The organism is Nitrospirillum amazonense, from assembly GCF_007828045.1.
Lineage (GTDB): Bacteria > Pseudomonadota > Alphaproteobacteria > Azospirillales > Azospirillaceae > Nitrospirillum > Nitrospirillum amazonense_C.
On sequence record NZ_VITN01000012.1, the window covers coordinates 156652 to 175263 of the forward strand.

Genomic DNA, 18612 nt, shown 5'->3' on the forward strand with positions numbered 1-18612 from the left:
GCGGCCTCTGTGTCAGCCGCGCAACACGGCGCCGGTCGCTTTGGTGACGGCGGCGACGACTTTGGCGGCCACGGCCTCGATTTCCACATCCGTCAGGGTTTTGTCCACCGGTTGCAACGTGACCGACAGGGCGATGGATTTGAAGCCCGTTTCGACTCCGGGCCCCTGGTAGACGTCGAACAGCTGCACGCCGGTGATCAGGGCCTTGTCGGCCCCCTTGGCGGCGCGGACCAGGCGATCCGCCTCCACCTCGGCCTCCACCACAAAGGCGAAGTCGCGGCTGATGGGCTGGAAGGCCGACAGCTCCAGCTTCGGCTTCTCGGTCCCGCCCTTCTTCTTCGGTTGCGGGATCACGTCCAGGAACACCTCGAACGCCACCAGCGGGCCGGTCAGGTCCAAGGCCTCCAGCACCGCCGGATGCAGCTCGCCGAAGCGGGCCAGTACGGTGGGGCCCAGCCGCAGGCAACCGGAGCGGCCCGGATGATACCAGCCGGGCGCGTCGGTGGAGACGACCAGGTTGGCCGTGGGGGCGCCGGCGGCCTCCAGCGCCGCGATGGCGTCCGCCTTCGCGTCATAGGCGTCCACGGGGCGGGTGCCCTTGGCCCAATGACGGGCCACGGCCAGGCCGGCGCGCACGCCGGCGGCCACCAGGTCCTGCCCCTTCTCGCTGCCGTCGCGGAAGGCGGGGCCCACCTCGAACAGCGCCAGGTCGGCATAGCCGCGCGCGGCGTTGCGGCCGGCGGCGGCCGCCAGGTTGGCCAGCACCGATGGGCGCATGATGGCCAGATCGGCGCTGATGGGGTTCAGCAGGGCCAGCTCCTCCGGCGCCCCGCCGAACAGCTTGGCCGTCTCGGGCGCCAGGAAGGACCAGGTGATGGCCTCCAGCATGCCCCGGCCGGCCAGCAGGCGGCGCACGGTGGCGGTGCGGCGCTGCTTGGGCGTGACGGCGACCTTGGGCAGGCCCTCGTCGCGCGGCAGGCTGGTGGTGGGGATGGCGTCGAAGCCGTGGATGCGCAGCACTTCTTCCACCAGGTCGGCCTCGCCCTGCACATCGGCGCGCCAGGACGGCGGCACGGCGTGGATCAGGCCGTCCTTGCGGCTGGTCTCGAAGCCCAGGGCGGTCAGGATGCGCAGCTGGTCGGCTTCCGGAACGTCCACGCCGCCCAGATGGGCCACGCGGGCAGGGCGCAGGGTCAAGGGGCGGCGCCAGGCGGGCTCGGCACCGGCCACGAAGACCTCCCCCGCCTCGCCGCCGCAGAGTTCCAGCACCAGGCGGGTCGCCTGCTCGATGCCGCTGACCACCGTGGCCGGGTCCACGCCGCGCTCGAAGCGGTAGCGGGCGTCGCTGTCGATCTGCAGGGCGCGGCCGGCCTCCGCCACCTTGGCGGGCTCGAACAGCGCCGCCTCGATGATGACGTCGGTGGTCGTCTCCGACACGCCGGTGCTCTCCCCGCCCATGACGCCGCCCAGGGACAGGACGGCGCCGCTGGCGTCGGCGATGACAGCCAGGCCGGCGGGCAGGGTGTATTCCTTGCCGTTCAGGGCCAACAGGGTCTCACCCGCCTTGCTGTCGCGCACGGTCAGGTCGCCCCGGACCTTGGCGGCGTCGAAGACATGCAGGGGACGCACCTGGTCCATGGTCATCAGGTTGGTGATGTCCACCAGGGCAGAGATGGGGCGCAGGCCCACGGCGGTCAGCTTGTCCTGCAGCCACTGCGGGCTGGGGCCGTTGCGCACGCCGCGCACCACGCGGGCGGCGAATTGCGGGCAGGCCGCCGTTTCCAGCGCCACCTTCACCGGGGCGGGGAAGACGCCGGGCACGGGCGCGGTGTTCAGAGGCCTCAGCGTGCCGACGTCGGCCGCCGCTAGGTCCCGGGCGATGCCGTGGACACCGGCGCAGTCCACGCGGTCGGGGGTCAGCGAGATCTCGATGACGGCGTCGTCCAGCTTGCGCCAGGCGGCGAAGCTGGCGCCCACCGGCGCCTCCTCCGGCAGCTCGATGATGCCGTTGTGCTCATCCGACAGGTTCAGCTCACGCTCGGAGCACAGCATGCCCCGGCTTTCCACGCCGCGGATGGCGCCCACCTTAAGCGTGTCGCCCGTGGCCGGGATGACGGCGCCCGGGCTGGCGAACACCACGGTGATGCCGGCGCGGCAGTTGGGGGCGCCGCACACCACCTGGATGGGCCCGCCCGTGCCGGTGTCGACCATGGCGACGCGCAGCTTGTCGGCGTTGGGGTGCTTCTCCGCCGACAGCACCTTGGCGATGACGAAGGGCGCCAGCGCCTTGCCGGTATCCTCCACGCCCTCGACCTCCAGGCCCAGGGATGTGAGCTTGTCGGTGATGACGTCCAGCGGAGCGTCGGTTTCAAGGTGCTGCTTCAGCCAGGAAAGGGTGAACTTCATCGCTACCTGCCGTTCTTCGGGTGGGGCGCCTGGCCTCAAGGCCGGCTGCCGCTCTTTAAGGGTGGGTTATCGGGTCAGACCCATTAGCGGGTGAGACCCTGGGCCAGGCTGGGCACGTCCAGCGGCACGAAGCCGTAGTGCTTCAGCCAGCGCAGGTCGGCCTCGAAAAAGGTGCGCAGGTCGGGGATGCCGTACTTCAGCATGGCCACGCGCTCGATGCCCATGCCGAAGGCGAAGCCCTGCCAGCGGGTGCTGTCGATGCCGCAATTCTCCAGCACCTTGGGGTGGACCATGCCGCAGCCCAGGATCTCCAGCCAGTCGCCATGGTTGCCCAGCTTCAGCTCGCCGCCCTTGCGCGAGCAGCCGATGTCCACCTCCGCCGACGGTTCGGTGAAGGGGAAGAAGCTGGGGCGGAAGCGCAGCGGCAGGTCGTCCACCTGGAAGAAGGCGCGGCAGAACTCCAGCAACGTGCCCTTCAGGTGGCCCATGTGGATATTCTCGCCGATCACCAGGCCTTCGATCTGGTGGAACATGGGGGTGTGGGTCTGGTCGTAGTCGGACCGGTAGGTGCGGCCGGGCGCGATGATGCGGATGGGCGGCTCCCCCGCCAGCATGGTGCGGATCTGCACCGGGCTGGTGTGGGTGCGCAGCACGCGGGTATCCCCGTCCGGCCCGTTGGGCAGGTAGAAGGTGTCGTGCATTTGGCGCGCCGGGTGCTCCGGCGGGATGTTCAGGGCGGTGAAGTTGTTGAAGTCGGTCTCGATGTCCGGCCCCTCCGCCACGGTGAAGCCCATGTCGGCGAAGATGGCGATCATCTCTTCCACCGTCTGGCTGATGGGGTGGACTCGGCCCTCGACCTCGGGGCGGGCCGGCAGGCTGACGTCGATCCGCTCCGCCTCCAGCTTCTGCGCCAGCGCCTCGGCCTTCAGCACCTGGCGGCGGGCGTCCAGCGCCAGGGAGATCTCTTCCTTCACGGCGTTCAGGGCCTGGCCGCGTTCCCGCCGCTCATCCGGCGTCAGCGATCCCATGTCCTTCATCAGGCCGGTGATGCGGCCCTTCTTGCCCAGGGCGTCCACCCGCACCTCTTCCAGGGCGGCCAGGTCGGGGGCGGCGGCAGCGGCGGCCAGCAGGTCGGCCTTGAGGCTGTCGAGGATGTTCATCGCGACGATCCGTCTTCTCGGGGGCAGTGGGGCAAACTCGGAGCGATACTATCAACGGCACCAGGCTTTGACTCGTGCCGTTGTAGGACGCGACCGCGTCCGCCGGAGCGAGCACCGCAGGGCGCAGCGAGGAAGCCAAGCGGCCGGATGGCCGCGCCCGGCGTTTGAGGGAATAAAAAAAGGGAGCGGGCCCGCCGGGCCTGCTCCCCTTCTTATCAGCGCCGTTGATCCGGGTAGGATCAAGCGGCCTTGAGAGCGGCCTGGGCTTGATCGACCAGGACCTTAAACGCCTCCGGCTCGCGCGCGGCGATGTCGGCGAGGACCTTGCGGTCAACGTCGATGGCGGCGCGCTTCAGGCCGTGCATGAACTGGCTGTAGGTCAGGCCGTGGATGCGGGCACCGGCGTTGATGCGCTGGATCCACAGGGCGCGGAAGTTACGCTTCTTGGCGCGACGGTCGCGGTAGGCGTAACGCAACGCCTTCTCGACCTTCTCGATCGCGATACGGAAGCAGCTGTTGGAACGACCCCGGTAGCCCTTGGCCAGCTTCAGGATCTTCTTGTGACGGGCGTGGGTGGTCACGCCCCGCTTAACGCGAGCCATGGTTCAGCCCTCCTTACGGTACCCGGATGAAATTCTTGGTGATGATGATACCGTCCTGCTTGGACAGGGTCATCATGCCGCGGGCGTTCCGCTTCATCTTCTGCGGACGCTTGCGCATGCCGTGGCGCTTGCCGGCGGCCTGGGCGCGAACGAGACCGGAGGCGGTCAGCTTGAACCGCTTCTTCGTCCCGCTGTGATTCTTCAGCTTGGGCATTTTGGTTCCTCACGAAAGAATAACCGCCCCTGGGGGACGTCCCTGGGGACGGCGGTGGATCCATTTGAGCGGGTGGGCATGCCCTGGACCTTTCGGTCCGGCCTCGCCGCCAAAATGAAGCGCGGTTTGTACACGGGGGCGGGGCGTATGGCAAGGGCCGAGCGCGGCGGAACGCCTGCATGAGTGTCGGGGCCGCCCTTCAAAACTGCGGGGCGGCCATCATAGCCGGCCGGGGATGTCCGCCATTTCATGGAAGACCGCCAAAATGGCGGGCCGGGGCAAATGGCGAAAGGCGATCCAATAGCGCCCGGACTTGACCCACAGCCAGCCGCGCCGCGCGAGAATGGGGTAGGACCTTGGCGCCGTGAGGCCAATGGCCGTTCCGGCTAGAATGGCATCGGATGCACGTTCCAGGGCCGCATAAAGGTTGCGAACCGCTTCCGCGCGACCAAGCTCTTCATAGTGATCCCGAAGGTCGGCGACATGTTGCGCGGCGCGCCGGGTAAGCGGAATCACCGTCGGGTCGCCGCTCCGCGGGATGGTGCGTCTTGCCGCTTGGCCTCAAGTCGGGCGATGCTGGCGCGCAACTCTTCCAGGACGGCTTCTCCAACGACAAGGTCACCAGCAGCGTATTCCGCCTCGCTGATGTCGAGGTCGGCGATCAAGTCGGAAAGTGGGCGTCGGGTCGGGTCGCTCATGACTATAAGATGGCATTGCCATCCTGGGCTGTCGAGGGGGCGCCGTTTACTCTTGCCGTGCTCCGGCAGCGGCCCCACTTCTAAAAACGCCACCGATTCCTTGAAAGGGAGCGCCCGCCCATGCCCGAGCTTTACACCATAGGGTATGAGAAGGCGGGCCAGCCGGCGTTGGTGGAGCGCCTGGTGCGGGCCGGCGTGCGCACCCTGATCGACGTGCGCGAACTGCCGCTGTCGCGCCGGGCCGGCTTTTCCAAGGGCCCGCTGTCGGCGGCCCTGCGCCAGGCCGGCATTGAATACCTGCACCTGAAGGCGCTGGGCACGCCCAAGGAGGGCCGCCTGGCGGGGCGGGCCGGCAACCAGCCGCTGTTCTGGTCCATCGTCGACCAGGCCCTGGCCCGGCCGGAGGCCCAGTATGAGCTGGGGGTGGCCGCCGCCACCGCGCTGAACCAGGGGCCCGCCTGCCTGCTGTGCCTGGAGGATGACCCGCACATCTGCCACCGCTCCCGCGTCGCGGCCGACATGGCGGCCGGCTGGGGCTTCGACATCCACCACCTGTCGGTGGACGCCGCCTTCTAGCCCGCCCGGATCCGCCGCCCCCAAATTTGCCAGCGGGCGCCGCAAGGCGGACACAATGGGCGGCGAGAAGAACCAGGAGGCCGGCGGATGGGACCCGAAAGGGACGCTGGCCCAACGGACAGCTAGTCCAAGGGCTTGGGGCTAGGGTAAGCCTCAGGCGGATCGGGTCAACGGGGCGCCGGAAACGGACGCCCGGGGGGAGCAAGTCGGCCAGTGCATCACGTCGACACCATCATCTTCGCGCTCGGATCGCTGCTGATGCTGGCCATCCTGGCCGGCCGCGCCTCCTCCCGCATCGGCGCGCCCCTGCTGCTGGTGTTCCTGGCGCTGGGCATCGCCGTCGACAAGCTGGCCAACTTCCAGTTCAACGACTACCGCCTGGCCTCGCTGGTCGGGTCCATCGCCATCGCCGTCATCCTGTTCGATGGCGGCCTGCGCACGCCCAAGGCGGTGTTCAAGGTGGCGCGATGGCCCGCCCTTGTCCTGTCCACCGCCGGCGTGCTGGTCACGGCCGGCGTCACCTGCGTGGTGGCGCGCTGGCTGCTGGGCGTGGGCTGGGCCCAGGGTTTCCTGATCGGCAGCATCGTCGCCTCCACCGACGCGGCGGCCGTGTTCCTGCTGCTGCACCAGCGGGGCCTGCGCCTGCGCCCCCGCGTCTCCGCCCTGCTGGAGGTGGAGTCGGGCCTGAACGACCCCATGGCCGTGTTCCTGACCCTCCTGTCCATTCACGCCGTGCAGGGGGCCGGCTTCGGCTGGGCGCAACTGGGCCAGTTCGCGCTGGAGATGGGCGGTGGCGGCATCATCGGTATCGCCGGCGGTTTCGCCCTGTCGGCCATCATCAACCGGCTGGAGCTGTCGGCCGGCCTCTATCCCATCCTGGCGCTGGCCGGCACCCTGTTCATCTTCGGCGCCACCCAGACCATCGGCGCCTCCGGCTTCCTGGCCGTGTACCTGGCCGGCTTCATCATGGGCAACCGCCGGGTCAAGGCGCGCCAGATCATCGAGCGTTTCCACGACGGTCTGGCCTGGCTCAGCCAGATCTCCCTGTTCCTCATGCTGGGCGTGCTGGTCTCGCCCGACACGCTGGTGCGGGTGGCGCTGCCGGCCCTGGTGGTGGCCGTGGCGTTGATCCTGGTGGCGCGGCCCCTGGCCGTCACCCTGTGCCTGTCCTTCTTCGGCTTCGCCTGGAATGAGCGGCTGTTCATCTCTTGGGTCGGCCTGCGCGGCGCGGTCCCCATCTTCCTGGGCCTGCTGCCGGTGCTGTCGGGCCTGCCGGGGGCCGAAACCTATTTCGGCATCGCCTTCGCCGTGGTGCTGCTGTCCCTGCTGGCCCAGGGTTGGACCATCGGCCCGGCGGCGCGCCTGCTGGACGTGGAAATCCCGGCCGACCCCGAACCGCCCGGCCGCGCCGACATCGACCTGCCGGTGGACGGGCCGCAGCAGCTGGCCATGCTGACGGTGGCGCCGGAGAGCGAGGCGGCGGTGCGCGGCCTGGGCCGGCTGGTGGTGCCGGAATCCGTGCGCGTGCTGGCCATGATCCGCGAGGGCCATCCCGTGGCGCCGGAGGAGGTGCGGGTGCTCTACCCCGGTGACGCCGTGCTGGTGCTGGGCGAACCGGCGGCCCTCACCGCCATGGAACGCCTGTTCGGCCGCCGCGACCACGGCCGCCGCGCCGCCGGGTTGGGCGATTTCCAGGTCAAGGGCGACACGCCCCTGGCCGCCGTGGCCGGGCTCTATGGCTTCGAGGCGCCGCCCGTCGACGGCGACATCGCCATCGGCGAGCACCTGGCCCGCCGCCTGGGCCGCCGCGCCTCCGTCGGCGTACGCCTGAAGGTGGGCGAGGTCGCGCTGATCGTGGCGTCCATGGACGAGACGCGGGTGACCGAGGTCGGCATCGACCTGACACCCAACGAACGGCCCTGGACGCGCCTGCGCCAGGGCCTGAAAGGCCTCAGGCGCAGCGCCTGAGGCCTTTCAGGCCGCCTTTGGGAAACCGCGCTCAGGTCCGGGGCGCGTGCTTGTTCAGGATGCGCTGCAGGGTGCGGCGGTGCATTTTCAAGCGGCGCGCGGTTTCCGAAACGTTGCGGTCGCACTGCTCGAACACCCGCTGGATGTGTTCCCAGCGGACGCGGTCGGCCGACATGGGATGTTCCGGCGGCGGCGGCAGGGGGCCGTCGGTCAGCAGGGCGGCCTCGACCGCGTCGGCGTCCGCGGGCTTGGGCAGGTAATCGACGGCGCCGGCCTTCACGGCCGCGACGGCGGTGGCGATGTTGCCATAGCCGGTCAGCATGACGATGCGCGCCTCGGGCCGTGCGTCACGCAGGGCCTTCACCACGTCCAGGCCGCTGCCGTCCGCCAGGCGCAGATCGACCACGGCGTAGCGGGGAGCCGCCTCCTGCGCCACGTCCACGCCCAGGGCGACGCTGTCCACCGCCACCACGTCGAAGCCGCGCTTTTCCAGCGCGCGGGCCAGGCGGATGCGGAAGGGGGCGTCATCGTCCACCACCAGCAGGCTGCGCGACGCGTCCCCGGTGAAGCCGAGGCGCATGGGATCGATCACGTCACCGGTCTCAACGTTCATTCTCGAAAACCCCTTATTTTCCGGCCATGCCGCAGGACGGTTGCAAACTTACCAACGACCTTACTACGCCGTGTTTGGACGCTTCCGTGCAATTCCGACACGCGGCAAAAGGACGCCCCGTCATGGCCGGAGAGATGGACACGGGATTATGTCCATCCAAGGGCGGCAATACGCGATTGTTCACCATACGAAGGTTTCCCATTCTTTCGCGCCGTTCCGACGGCCGGCGGCCTCGTCTCGCGCGGCCCCCTCACCTGCGCGGCCAAGTCACCTGCGCGGCCAAGTCACCTCGACCAAGTCACTGGGCCGCCGGCAGCGGTCCGCTCCAGTTCACGGTGACATGGGCGCCGGCGCCCACGGGCGTGCTGCCGGGCCGGCCGTTGGCGTAGGAGACGACGGCGCCGGTGCGTTCCAGCAGGATCTGGGCGATGAACAGGCCCAGCCCCATGGTGCCGCCGCCGCCGGCGCGCACCGGCACCTGCTCCAGCCGCTCGTCCCGGTCGGAAACGTAGGGTTCGCCCAGGCGTTCCAGCAGGCTGACGGGGAAGCCGGGGCCGTCGTCGGCCACGGTCAGCACCAGGGCGGAGGGGTCGCAATGCAGGGTCACGTCCACCCGGGTGGTGGCGAACTGCATGGCGTTCTGGAGGATGTTGCCCAGGCCGTGCTGCAGTTCCGGCGACAACGGCAGGGGGGAGGGCGCGCCCTCCTCCGCCCCGGTCACGGTGATTTCCAGCGCCACGTCCGCCCGGCGGTGGGGGGCGGCCACGGCCTCGATCACCTGCACCGGACCCAGGGGGGCGTAGGGCTCCATCTCGCCCTCCGCGTCCGGGCGGCGGGCGAGATCGGCCAGGATGACGCGGCAGCGATCGGACTGGCTCTGCAGCAGCTGGATATCCTCCACCCAGGGGTTGTCGGGCGGCATGTCGCGGGCCAGTTCCTTGGCCACCACGGCGATGGTGCCCAGCGGGCTACCCAGCTCATGCGCCGCGGCGGCGGCCAGCGCGCCCAGGGCGGAGGCCTTCTGCGCCCGGGCCAGCGACACCTGGCTGGCGATCAGGGCCTGCGACAGGTCGCGGCCGGACTGCGCCACCTTGTAGACGTAGGTGGCGATGAAGATGGCGGACAGGGTCAGCGCCGCCCAGATGCCGCCCAGATAGATGGGCGGCAGGGTGACGCCGTTGCTGGCCGGCCACGACAGGGGCATGGCCAGGACCCAGACCAAGGTCAGGCAGGCGGTGGTCAGCGTGGTCAGCCCGGTGACCAGGCGCCGGCCCAGCATGCTGGCCCCCACCATCAAGGGCGCCAGCACCAGCACGGCGAAGGGATTTTCCAGCCCGCCGGTCAGCATCAGCAGCACGGTCAGTTGCACCGTGTCATAGCCCAGGAACAGCACCGCGCCCCGTTCGGTCAGGAAGGGGCTGCGCCGGCGCCGGGCGATGGCGTAGAGGTTGATCAGCAGCGACACCGCCGTCACCGCCAGGGCCGGCAGCAGCGGGATGTCGATGCCGACCAGATCCTCCACCGTCAGCAAGGTGACGGTCTGACCGGCGATGGCGATCCAGCGGATGGTGTTGAGCGTACGCAGGTTGATGCGGGCTGCGGCCCAGCGTCCCCCCTCCGGCCGCGCGTCGGCCGCACCGTCATCCGTCGTTGCTGTCCACGCCTGCCGCGTCATCGACCTGATCGTCCTGGGTAAATGTTGGCCGGGTGAAGATTGGCCTGGATAGGCCAGCGGCAACCATGCCGGGCGTCAAGCTATAGCGCACGGGGCACGGCGTCGCACCTGTCGCCATCGACGGGCCCCGCGCAGGCCCTTGCCCCCGGGCGCGCGGCATTGATAATGGCTGGGAACGCGGAGCCGGACCATGGCTCGGCCAATGGAGAGCAAGCCTTGGAAAGCCAGCGCAAATTCGCGGTGCAGAAGCCCCAGGGCAAGAAGTGGGAAACCCTGGCCCTGGTCGACAACCTGCCGGCCGGCAAGCGGGAATTCAGCGAAGCGGTGCGCAGCCACGGCCGGGGCTATGTCCGGCTGATCCAGGTGGATTTCGAGAGTGAGGAGGCGCTGTCCAACTACGACTGGCGCCTGGTGGAACTGCACGACCCCTACAAGGGCAAGGGCCGGCCCAAGCCCACGGTGGTGGCGGGATCGGAACGCCCGATCAAGCCCAAGAAGGGCAAGGGCCCGGGCGAGAAGGTGGCGGTGCCCATCCGCACCTGGATGCTGGCCTGCCTGGTGGCGGTGGCCGTGGGCGTCATGTGGGTGGTGACGTATCACCGGCCGTGAGGGGCCGGTTGGTTCGCCTCAGGCGCCGGCGGGCCACCGGGCCCTCAAGCCAGCGGATGCTGGCCCCGGCGCTTGAGGAAAACGTCAATGCGTAGCCCGGCCCTCGGCGCCCCGGGTCGACACGCCGGCCTCGGCGAAGGTGGCCATGCCGGTGTGGCAGGCGACGGCGGCCTGCAGGAGGGGCAGGGCCAGGGCGGCGCCGGAGCCCTCGCCCAGGCGCATGCCCAGGGTCAGCAGCGGTTCCTGGCCGAGGATGTCCAACAGGCGGCGGTGCGCCGGCTCGGCCGACAGGTGGCCGACGATGCAATGGTCCAGGGCGCGGGGGTCCAGCTTGTACAGCACGGCGGCGGCGGCGGTGCAGGCGTAGCCGTCCAGCACCACCGGGGTGCGGGCCATGCGGGCCGCCATGATGGCGCCGACAATGGCGGCCAGTTCATAGCCGCCCAGGGCCCGCAGCACGTGGAAGGGATCGCTCAGCAGGTCGGCGTTGGCGGCCACGCCGGCCGCGACCACGGCCGCCTTGCGGGCCATGCCGTCGGCATCCAGGCCGGTGCCGGGGCCCACCCAGTCCTCGGCATTGCCGCCGAACAGGGCCAGGCACAGGGCGGCGGCGGATGTCGAATTGCCGATGCCCATCTCCCCCAGGCACAGCACGTCGATGCCGGTTTCCACCGCCATCATGCCGTAGGCCATGGCGCGGGCGCAGGCTTCCTCGCTCATGGCGGGGCCGTGGGTGAAGTCGGCGGTGGGGTTGTCCAGGTCCAGCTCATAGACACGCAGGTCGGCGTCGGCCTGGCCGCACAGCTGGTTCACCGCCGCACCGCCTTGGGTGAAGTTATGCACCATCTGCGCCGTCACCGCCGCCGGATAGGCCGACACGCCCAGGGCCGCCACGCCATGGTTGCCGGCGAACACCGCCACGCGGGGATGCTGCACCCGGGGAGGCGTGCGGCCCTGCCAGGTGGCCAGCCATTCGGTCAGGCTTTCCAACCGGCCCAGGGCGCCGCGCGGCTTGGTCAGCTGCACCTCGCGCTGCATGACGGTGGTGGCGGCCTCCAGATCCGGGCCCGGCAGGTCGGCCAGGACGCGGCGGAATTCGTCGAAGGAGGGGATGTCGCTCATGATGCTCCGGCCCGATAATGGGACCCGCGATCAGGCGCCGGACTGGCGCTGGCGGGCGGACGGGACTTCCCGTATACCGGAACCATGACTGATGCAACGGGGCCGCGCCTGGGCGGTGTCTTCGCCGAATTCATAGCCGCCGTGATCTTTTTGACGCGGCTGCCCATCCGTTGGCGCGGCGACTGGCCGCAAGACCTGGATTCCCGGGCGCTGACCTGGTTCCCCATCGTGGGCACCCTGATCGGCGCCATCGGCGGCCTGGTCTACTGGGGCCTCAGCAGCGTCAACGTCCCGCCCCTGCTGGCGGCCCTGCTGACGGTGGGGGCGCTGATGGGCCTGACCGGCGCCCTGCATGAGGACGGACTGGCCGACGTGGCCGACGGCTTCGGCGGCGGGCGCGACCGCGAGGCCAAGCTGACCATCATGAAGGACAGCCGGGTAGGCACCTATGGCGCCGCCGCCCTGGTGCTGAGCGTCGCCGCCCGCACGCTGGCCCTGGCGGCGATCGCCAGCCCGCACCATGTGGCTGTGGCCCTGATGGGCGCGCACGCCTATTCCCGCGCCTTCCTGCCGGGCATGAAGCTGCTGTTGCCGGAGGCGCGGCTGGTGGGCAACAGCGCCAGTGTGGGCAAGCCCAACAGCGCCCGCGCCCTGGCGGCGCTGCTGGCCGGCTTCGTCCTGGCGGCCACCACACTGACCAAGCTGCCGCTGGATGGCGGCATGACCCGCATTGCCATCCTGGCGGTGGCGACCGGCGGCGTCCTGGTCGTGGGTCAGTTGGCCCGGCGCCAGGTGGGCGGCATCACCGGCGACGTGCTGGGGGCAACGGAACAGGTGGTGGAGATCCTGTTCCTGGTGGCCGTGACCGGCGCCCTGGGCGCCGCCGTCGCCATGCCATGAGCACGTCCTTTCCTCCCTCGGCACCGCCCCCCTTGGCGACGCCCCCCTTGGCGACGACGGTGCGGTGGTGGTGGGTGCGCCACGCCCCCCTGGCGCAGCCGCACCAGATCGCCGGCCAGGCGGATGTGGAGCTGGCCCTGTGGCCGGGCCCCAGCGCCCAGCTGACGGCGGCGCGCCTGCCCACCAGCGCCCTGTGGCTGGCCAGCCCCCTGGGCCGCACGCGCGAGACGGCCGCGCGCCTGGCGGCCCTGGTCCCCGCCACCCCGCCCGAACCGGCGACCGACCCCCGGCTGATGGAACAGCATTTCGGCGCTTGGCAGGGCCGCAGCTATGCCGAGCTGGAGGACGCGGGCGACCCGCAGCTGGCCCCCTTCTGGGCCGACCCGGCCGGCGTCGCCCCGCCCGGTGGCGAAAGCTTCGCCGAGGTGTGCCGCCGCGTGGCCCAGGCGGTGGAGGAGTGGAGCGCCCGGCAAACCGGCGACCGCGACATCATCTGCGTCAGCCACGCCGGCCCGGTGCGCGCCGCCATCGCCCAGGCCCTGGCCCTGACGCCCGCCACGGCCCTGTCGCTGGACGTGGCGCCCCTGTCTCTGACCCGCCTGGACCGCATCGCCACCGCCGATGGCCCCGCCTGGGCCGTGCGCTGGATCAACCGCATCCCCTGACCCAACTTGCCGCACGGCCGCCTTACTTCGCCTTTAGGGTCACCACCACGGTGTCCGCGGCTTAGGGCCTGATGGGGCGTGCCCGTCTGGGGCATGGGCGGCGGCACCCAGATATGGTAGGAATTCTGCCAACAACATCAAAAGGTGGTTCAGCCACGCTGAACCCTGACTAATGAGGATGAGGAAGATGATCGATCGGCGGCAGGTGTTGGCGGGTGCGGCGGCGGGCATGGCGCTCGCGCTGGGAACCGCGATGCCGGCGCGGGCGGAGGTGACGGAAGCGCAACTGATGGTGGAGCGCGCGCGGCTGACCGCCATGACCCTGCTTGGCGATCCGCAGTACGCGCCGCTGAAAAGCCTGCTGGGCCGGGCCAAGGGCGTGCTGATCCTGCCCAACGTCATCCAGGCCGGATTCTTCCTGGGTGGGGGCGGCGGCACCGGCGTGCTGGTGGCGCGCGGCACCGACGGGTCGTGGAGCGGCCCCGCCTTCTACACCATGGCCGAGGCCAGCTTCGGCCTGCAGTTCGGCGGCCAGCAGGCGCAGATGATGCTGGTGATCATGACCGACAAGGGCCTGAACGCCGTCATGGACCGCAGCGTGAAGCTGGGCGCCGACGCCAAGGTGGCGGTGGGTGAGCTGGGCACCCAGGTCGGCGCCGGCTATGGCGTGGGCGTGGACGCCGACATGTACGTTTATGCCAAGACCAGCGGCCTGTTCGGCGGCCTAGCCGTTGACGGCTCGGTCATCACCCCGCGCAAGGAATGGAACGACATCTTCTACGGCCAGCAGACCACCCCTGAGCAAATCCTGCTGGACCGCGCCTTCTACCGGCCGGAAGCCCAGGCGCTGGCGAGTGTTTTAAGTCAGTAAAGCGCCCCCTCAAACGGCGGACGCGAGCATCCCCCCGCTTGCCTCGTCCTCGCTGCGCCCTTCTTCGCCCGGGAAGCGCTATCGAGCGCAGCGACAAGGACGCGACCGCGTCCGCCGCAGATTTACGGGGTGCCGAAGGCGGACTGGAAATCGAGGATAGCCAAGGGGCGGATGCCCCGCCGGCGCCCGAGAAACACTGTGTGAGAAGCACTCAAGCCCAGACCAGCGCCAGCAGTGCGATACACACGGCCAGCAGGCCGGCGGCGGCGGTCAGGGCCACGACGGCGCGCATGTCGCTGGCGTCGACGCGGGCGCGGCCGGTGCCCAGCCAGTCCTCGTAGACCACCATCTCACCCTCCTTGCGCGGGCCGGCCAGGGCCAGGTTCAGGGCGCGGGCCACGGCGGCCACGGGCAGGGCGGCCGTGCCCTGGATGTGCTGGGTGCGCAGGGCGGCCAGGGCCGTGCCCGGGCGGCTGCCGGGCACCATCAGGCAGCCCGCCGCCAGGAACAGCACGGTCAGGCGCGCCGGGATCCAATCCATGACCAGCAGGGCGCGCCGCGCCGGCCGGCCGAAGGCGGCGTAGCGGGGCGAGGTGTGGCCCACCGTCACCGCCACCGTTTCAACCGTCACCCAGATCATCAGGCCGGGCAGGTCGAACAGCGCGAACCAGAACAGGGGCGCCACCAGGCCCCGGCTGACCTGGCCCACCAGCGCCTCCATCCCCGCCCGCAGCACGGCGTGGCGGTCCATGGACCAGACGGGCTTGTGCGTCAGCGGCGCCACCGCCTGGCGCAGCACCTCCTCCTCCGCCGCCGTGGCGGCCGCCAGCAGGCCCCGCATGGTGACGAGCAGGCGGCCGAAAAGCAGCGCCCGCGTCACCAGCAGCAGCGACAGCAGCCAAGCCACGCGCACATGCACGGCGGCGATGGTCAGCACCAGGGCCGCCAGCCCCACCCCGCCAGCCAGGACCAGGACCAGCAGGGCGCCGCGCGCCAGGCGCACGCTGTCCAACCGCTCGATCCGGTTCAGGCGCTTGTCGGCCCAGCGCACGGCACCGGCCAGCTGCCCTTGTGGCGTCGCCAGCCAGCGGTCGACGGCGGGGAAGCCGGCGATGAAGGCGTTCAGCACCAGGGCCAACGCCAGCAGTAGCAGCGATTCCGCCCGGGGCGGGGCGAACGGCAGGGGAATCATGTCCGTCTACCGGGCCTGAGGCTGGCCAGGGTGAACGTCGGCAGCCGGTTCGACAGGCGGCGCAGGCCACCGCCCTCCGCCCCGCCGCCCTTCCCGCTGCCCTTCCCGCTGCCCGCCGGCGGTTCCGGCGGCGGCAGGAAGCCCAGCGTCTCGGCGGCGGCACTTCGCGCAGCGGCACCCGGCGCGCGCCATGACAGCGTGTCGAAACCGCCGCAATGGCCGCACAAGGCTCCCCAGGCGGGGTTCACGCCGCCGCAGGCCTGGCACACCCAGGCGGGATCGGGGGCGGCCCTGGCCGCCTGGGCCAGGTGGCCACGCTCCTCGGCACCCTGCCCATGCTCGGCCGTCGCCAGCGCCGCCAGGCGGCGATAGACGCGGGCGGTGGGCCGCAGGGCCAGGGCGCGGGTCAGGTGGCCGCGCGCCAGGCCCCACAGCCGGGCCTCGGTCGCGGCGTCGGCCAGGGCGACGTGCGCCTCCGGCACGCTGGCATCCAAGGCTACCAGGGCCTCCAACCGCTTCACCCGGGCCAGCGGGTCGGCGGCGGCGCCGGCCTTCTCTCCCGCCACGCCCCAGGCGGCGGCCAGTTCGGGATGGGGCGCCAGTTGCCACGACTGCTCCAGGGCGCGGGTGGCGGCGCGGGCGGACCCGGTGGCAGCCAGCAGGCGCGCCGCCTGCACCGCCGCCGGCACGGAGGCGGGCTCAAGATCGTGGGCCTTGCGCGCCAGCGCCAGCGCCTGGTCCTGGTTGCCGTCGGCCTCCGCCGCGCGGCTGCGTTCCACCAGCAAGGCGGCGCGGTGGCGGCGCAGGGCTTCCGCCGGCAGGGCCTTGGCCGCCGTCAGGGCGTCCAGCGTGGCCGCCGCCGCGGTCCAGTCGCCGGCGCGCGCCTGCAGGTCGAACTGGGTCAGCAGGGGCCAGCGCGCCTTGGGCTTCAGGGCTGCCGCCTCCTGCACCAGGCCCAGCGCCCGCTGGGTCTGGCCGGCGGCCAACGCCTGCAGGGCAAGGCCGCGCAGGCCGACGAAGGCCATGTCCGGCTGCTTCAGCGCCACGCCACGCTCACGCATGGCGGTGAAATGGCCGGCCGCCGCCGCCTCGTCCCCCGCCAGTTGCGCCGCCTGGGCGGACAGCAGCAGGGTCAGCGACGGTTCGTTCAGCAGGCCGTCGGCCTTGGCGGCCAAGCGGCTGGCGTTGGCGCCGTCCCCGCTGGCCACCGCCAGGAAGCCCCGGCCGAGGGCCTGATATCCCCGCGTGCGCCGGCTGGTGCGGCGTCCCGCGCCAAAGCGCCCGGGGCTGCGCCACACCAGCACAAACAGGCGCACCAGGATGTAGGCCACCACCGCCAGCAGCAGCAGGGCCACGGCCACCACGCCCACCTGAGTCTGGATGATGTAACCCTGCCAATCCAGCCGCAGGGTGCCCGGCCGCTGCGCCACCCAGACCGCCAGCGCGATGACCAGGCCCAGGCGCAGCAGGAACCACAGCGTCCGCCTCATGGATGGCCCCCATCGGCCGGTTGGGGTTGCGCAGGGGCGCCCCCCTCGGTCGGCACCGGTTCCGCCGGCTTGGCGTCCTCAGGTTTGGCCGTATCGCCCTTGCCGGCATCGGGGGACGGGGCCAGCGCGCCCCCGGCCGGCTTTTCCTTGGGCGGGGGCAAGCCGGCCTGCACATCGCTGACGGCGCGGCGCGAGAGCCGGTTCATGGCATCGTCGGCGCTTAGCCGCGCCTGGGCGTCACGCAGCCAGGCCTGGACCTCGGCCGCGGCCGCCGGCGGGCCGGACAGGGCCGACATCTCTGCCACCGCCGTGCCGATGTCGCCCCGGTCCAACGCGGCGCCGGCGCGCGACACCACGGCGTCGGGCGCATTGCCCTCGACGCGGCCGTCCTTGCGGCGGATGGTGACCAGGGCTTTGATACGGCCCCACAGCTGTTGCAGCCAGTCGGCCCCCTCCGGCACCTGGGCCGCCTGCTGGGCGGCGGTGGCGGCGCGGTCGAAGCCCTCGCGCAGGGCCACGGGGCCGGCAAGGCCCGTGGCCTGGCTTTGCGCCAGCCGATCCAGCGCCTGGCGCAGGGCGTCGTCCTCCGGCGCCAGGCTGCGCACGGCCGACAGCTCCACCCCATAGGGCCGGCCGGACAATAGGGCCGCCTGCAACTGGTTGGTCGCCACCAGCAGGGCCTGGCCGCGACCGGCGGCGGCCGTCTGCGCCGCCAGGCGGCCGCTCAATTCCTCACGCTGTTGCGCCGACTGGGCCAGCGCCTGCTCCAACGCCCGCTGCCGGTCGGTCAGGCGGTTGAACTGGTCCGTCATCTGCTCCAGCCGCGCGGCCAGGGCGGGATCGGGGGTCGCCGGAGCCGCGGTACCGTCGCCGCCCACGGCCGGTGCGGCGGCCAGCCTGGCCTTCAGGTCGGCCACCTCCTGTTCCAGCGCCTGCTGGCGCTGACCGGCGGCGTTCAGGCGGCGGGCCATCTCGGTCAAGGTCGCCTCCATCCCCGCCTGCTCCGCCGATTGCGCCGGCTGGGCGGGCCCTGATTGGCCGGTCGGTAGGGCGGCGGGCAGGCCGGCGCGGCTCAGCCAGGGGTCCAAGACGCCCGCGCGGTACAGCGACCAGCCGCCGGCCCCCAGCGCCGCCAGGGAGATCAACAGGGCAAGGGCCGACACGGCCCCGCCACCCCGGCGCGGCGGCGCGGCGGCGGGCCGGGGCGCATCGCGGCGGATGGCGTCAGGCTTGGGTGTCTCCCTGCGCGGGGCGTCCACCCGGGGCGGCTCCGCCTTGGGGACATCCGTCTTGGGCAATTCCATGCGGGGGCGATCCACGCGGAAGGGTTCGCCCGGTGGCTGCGGGGGGGGCGGCACGGCGTCGTCTGGCCGGGCACCCAGGCGATAGCTGCTGGCGGGGGCCGGCGGCTCCCTATTCAGGGAGGGCTGGTCGGCGAGGGGGACGGGGCCAGGCGACAGAGGACGATCGTCCGGCCCCGGCAACGCGATGACCGCAGCGGCGGATGCGCTGGCGGATGGATTGGCGAGTGTCTCCGGCGCGCCCATCACGGCGTCCAATTCGGCGGCCTCCAGGACCAGCCCCAGGCGCGATGCCGCCGCCTCCAGGTCGGCGCGGCGGTTGGGTGGGATATGACCGCGCTTTTTCCAGCCCTGGACCGTGGTCACGGGAATGCCCAGCTTGGCCGCCATGGGCCGGATGCCGCCGAACCGCTCGACGATGGCGTCCACCTGCGGATTGGTACCCGGCAGATTGGCGCCCGCCAGATTGGCACCGGACTGGGCCAAACCGCCTTGTCCTATAGCAGGGGCGGGCCCCATGCCGGGGGTGGGGGACGGGGCGTCCGAACCT

At 71.4% G+C, this 18612-nt stretch carries 18 protein-coding genes; 7 read left to right on the forward strand and 11 right to left on the reverse strand.

The genetic code is table 11. The features are described from left to right. Positions 1-12: 12 nt before the first annotated feature. The 5 genes from pheT to FBZ89_RS18825 form a co-directional block, all read right to left on the reverse strand. Positions 13-2406, reverse strand: coding sequence for a phenylalanine--tRNA ligase subunit beta (gene pheT / locus FBZ89_RS18805; protein ID WP_145751408.1), 2394 nt, complete (start codon positions 2404-2406; stop codon positions 13-15). 83 nt (positions 2407-2489) lie between these two features. Next, positions 2490-3566 carry a phenylalanine--tRNA ligase subunit alpha gene (gene pheS / locus FBZ89_RS18810; RefSeq protein WP_145751409.1) on the reverse strand — a complete coding sequence of 359 codons (1077 nt, stop codon included), beginning with the start codon at positions 3564-3566 and terminating at the stop codon, positions 2490-2492. Between the two features lie 239 nt (positions 3567-3805). Further along, entirely contained in the window at positions 3806-4168 is a 363-nt protein-coding gene (gene rplT, locus FBZ89_RS18815) for a 50S ribosomal protein L20 (RefSeq protein WP_145751410.1), read from the reverse strand. A 13-nt stretch (positions 4169-4181) separates the two neighbouring features. Continuing rightward, complete coding sequence (gene rpmI, locus FBZ89_RS18820) at positions 4182-4382, reverse strand: 50S ribosomal protein L35 (RefSeq protein ID WP_004271784.1); 201 nt, start codon at positions 4380-4382, stop codon at positions 4182-4184. Positions 4383-4601: 219 nt separating this feature from the next. Beyond that, complete coding sequence (locus tag FBZ89_RS18825) at positions 4602-4898, reverse strand: hypothetical protein (protein ID WP_145751411.1); 297 nt, start codon at positions 4896-4898, stop codon at positions 4602-4604. Positions 4899-4930: 32 nt separating this feature from the next. Between FBZ89_RS18825 and FBZ89_RS18830 the strand changes: the two genes are divergently transcribed. The 3 genes from FBZ89_RS18830 (at position 4931) to FBZ89_RS18840 (ending at position 7624) form a co-directional block, all read left to right on the forward strand. Continuing rightward, entirely contained in the window at positions 4931-5164 is a 234-nt protein-coding gene (locus tag FBZ89_RS18830; protein ID WP_145751412.1) for a hypothetical protein, read from the forward strand. 36 nt (positions 5165-5200) lie between these two features. Then, complete coding sequence (locus FBZ89_RS18835) at positions 5201-5656, forward strand: DUF488 domain-containing protein (protein WP_145751413.1); 456 nt, start codon at positions 5201-5203, stop codon at positions 5654-5656. A 213-nt stretch (positions 5657-5869) separates the two neighbouring features. Further along, positions 5870-7624, forward strand: coding sequence for a potassium/proton antiporter (locus FBZ89_RS18840; RefSeq protein WP_145751414.1), 1755 nt, complete (start codon positions 5870-5872; stop codon positions 7622-7624). 31 nt (positions 7625-7655) lie between these two features. On the opposite strand, the gene FBZ89_RS18845 is transcribed toward FBZ89_RS18840, so the two are convergent. Beyond that, the gene (locus FBZ89_RS18845) at positions 7656-8237 is read right to left on the reverse strand and encodes an ActR/PrrA/RegA family redox response regulator transcription factor (protein ID WP_322954632.1); all 582 of its coding nucleotides are present in this window, start codon (positions 8235-8237) and stop codon (positions 7656-7658) included. 298 nt (positions 8238-8535) lie between these two features. Beyond that, entirely contained in the window at positions 8536-9912 is a 1377-nt protein-coding gene (locus FBZ89_RS18850; RefSeq protein ID WP_145751415.1) for an ActS/PrrB/RegB family redox-sensitive histidine kinase, read from the reverse strand. 165 nt (positions 9913-10077) lie between these two features. On the opposite strand from FBZ89_RS18850, the gene FBZ89_RS18855 reads away from it, so the two are divergent. Next, the gene (locus tag FBZ89_RS18855) at positions 10078-10521 is read left to right on the forward strand and encodes a hypothetical protein (protein WP_145751416.1); all 444 of its coding nucleotides are present in this window, start codon (positions 10078-10080) and stop codon (positions 10519-10521) included. A gap of 84 nt (positions 10522-10605) precedes the next feature. Here the strand turns inward: FBZ89_RS18855 and cobT are convergent, their stop codons facing one another. Continuing rightward, positions 10606-11643 (reverse strand): nicotinate-nucleotide--dimethylbenzimidazole phosphoribosyltransferase, encoded by a 1038-nt coding sequence (gene cobT / locus FBZ89_RS18860; protein WP_145751417.1) that lies wholly within the window; start codon positions 11641-11643, stop codon positions 10606-10608. 84 nt (positions 11644-11727) lie between these two features. Between cobT and cobS the strand changes: the two genes are divergently transcribed. From cobS to FBZ89_RS18875, 3 genes are all read left to right on the forward strand, one after another. Continuing rightward, complete coding sequence (gene cobS / locus FBZ89_RS18865) at positions 11728-12543, forward strand: adenosylcobinamide-GDP ribazoletransferase (RefSeq protein ID WP_145751418.1); 816 nt, start codon at positions 11728-11730, stop codon at positions 12541-12543. 32 nt (positions 12544-12575) lie between these two features. Then, positions 12576-13208: a histidine phosphatase family protein gene (locus tag FBZ89_RS18870; protein ID WP_246172337.1), complete on the forward strand. Its 633-nt coding sequence runs from the start codon at positions 12576-12578 to the stop codon at positions 13206-13208. 187 nt (positions 13209-13395) lie between these two features. Then, positions 13396-14079, forward strand: a complete 684-nt coding sequence (locus FBZ89_RS18875) for a lipid-binding SYLF domain-containing protein (protein ID WP_145751420.1) — start codon at positions 13396-13398, stop codon at positions 14077-14079. Between the two features lie 211 nt (positions 14080-14290). Here the strand turns inward: FBZ89_RS18875 and FBZ89_RS18880 are convergent, their stop codons facing one another. Genes FBZ89_RS18880 through FBZ89_RS18890 form a run of 3 tightly spaced genes read right to left on the reverse strand, consistent with a single transcriptional unit; the run spans position 14291 to position 18548 of the window. After that, a complete protein-coding gene (locus FBZ89_RS18880) occupies positions 14291-15271 on the reverse strand; it encodes a cobalamin biosynthesis protein CobD/CbiB (RefSeq protein ID WP_145751421.1) in 981 nt (326 codons plus the stop codon). Next, positions 15268-16761 carry a heme biosynthesis protein HemY gene (locus FBZ89_RS18885; protein WP_145751422.1) on the reverse strand — a complete coding sequence of 498 codons (1494 nt, stop codon included), beginning with the start codon at positions 16759-16761 and terminating at the stop codon, positions 15268-15270. Before FBZ89_RS18885 ends, FBZ89_RS18880 begins: the two co-directional genes overlap by 4 nt. Beyond that, on the reverse strand, positions 16758-18548 hold the full coding sequence (locus FBZ89_RS18890) for a COG4223 family protein (RefSeq protein WP_186457438.1): 1791 nt from the start codon (positions 18546-18548) through the stop codon (positions 16758-16760). Before FBZ89_RS18890 ends, FBZ89_RS18885 begins: the two co-directional genes overlap by 4 nt. Positions 18549-18612 lie beyond the last annotated feature (64 nt).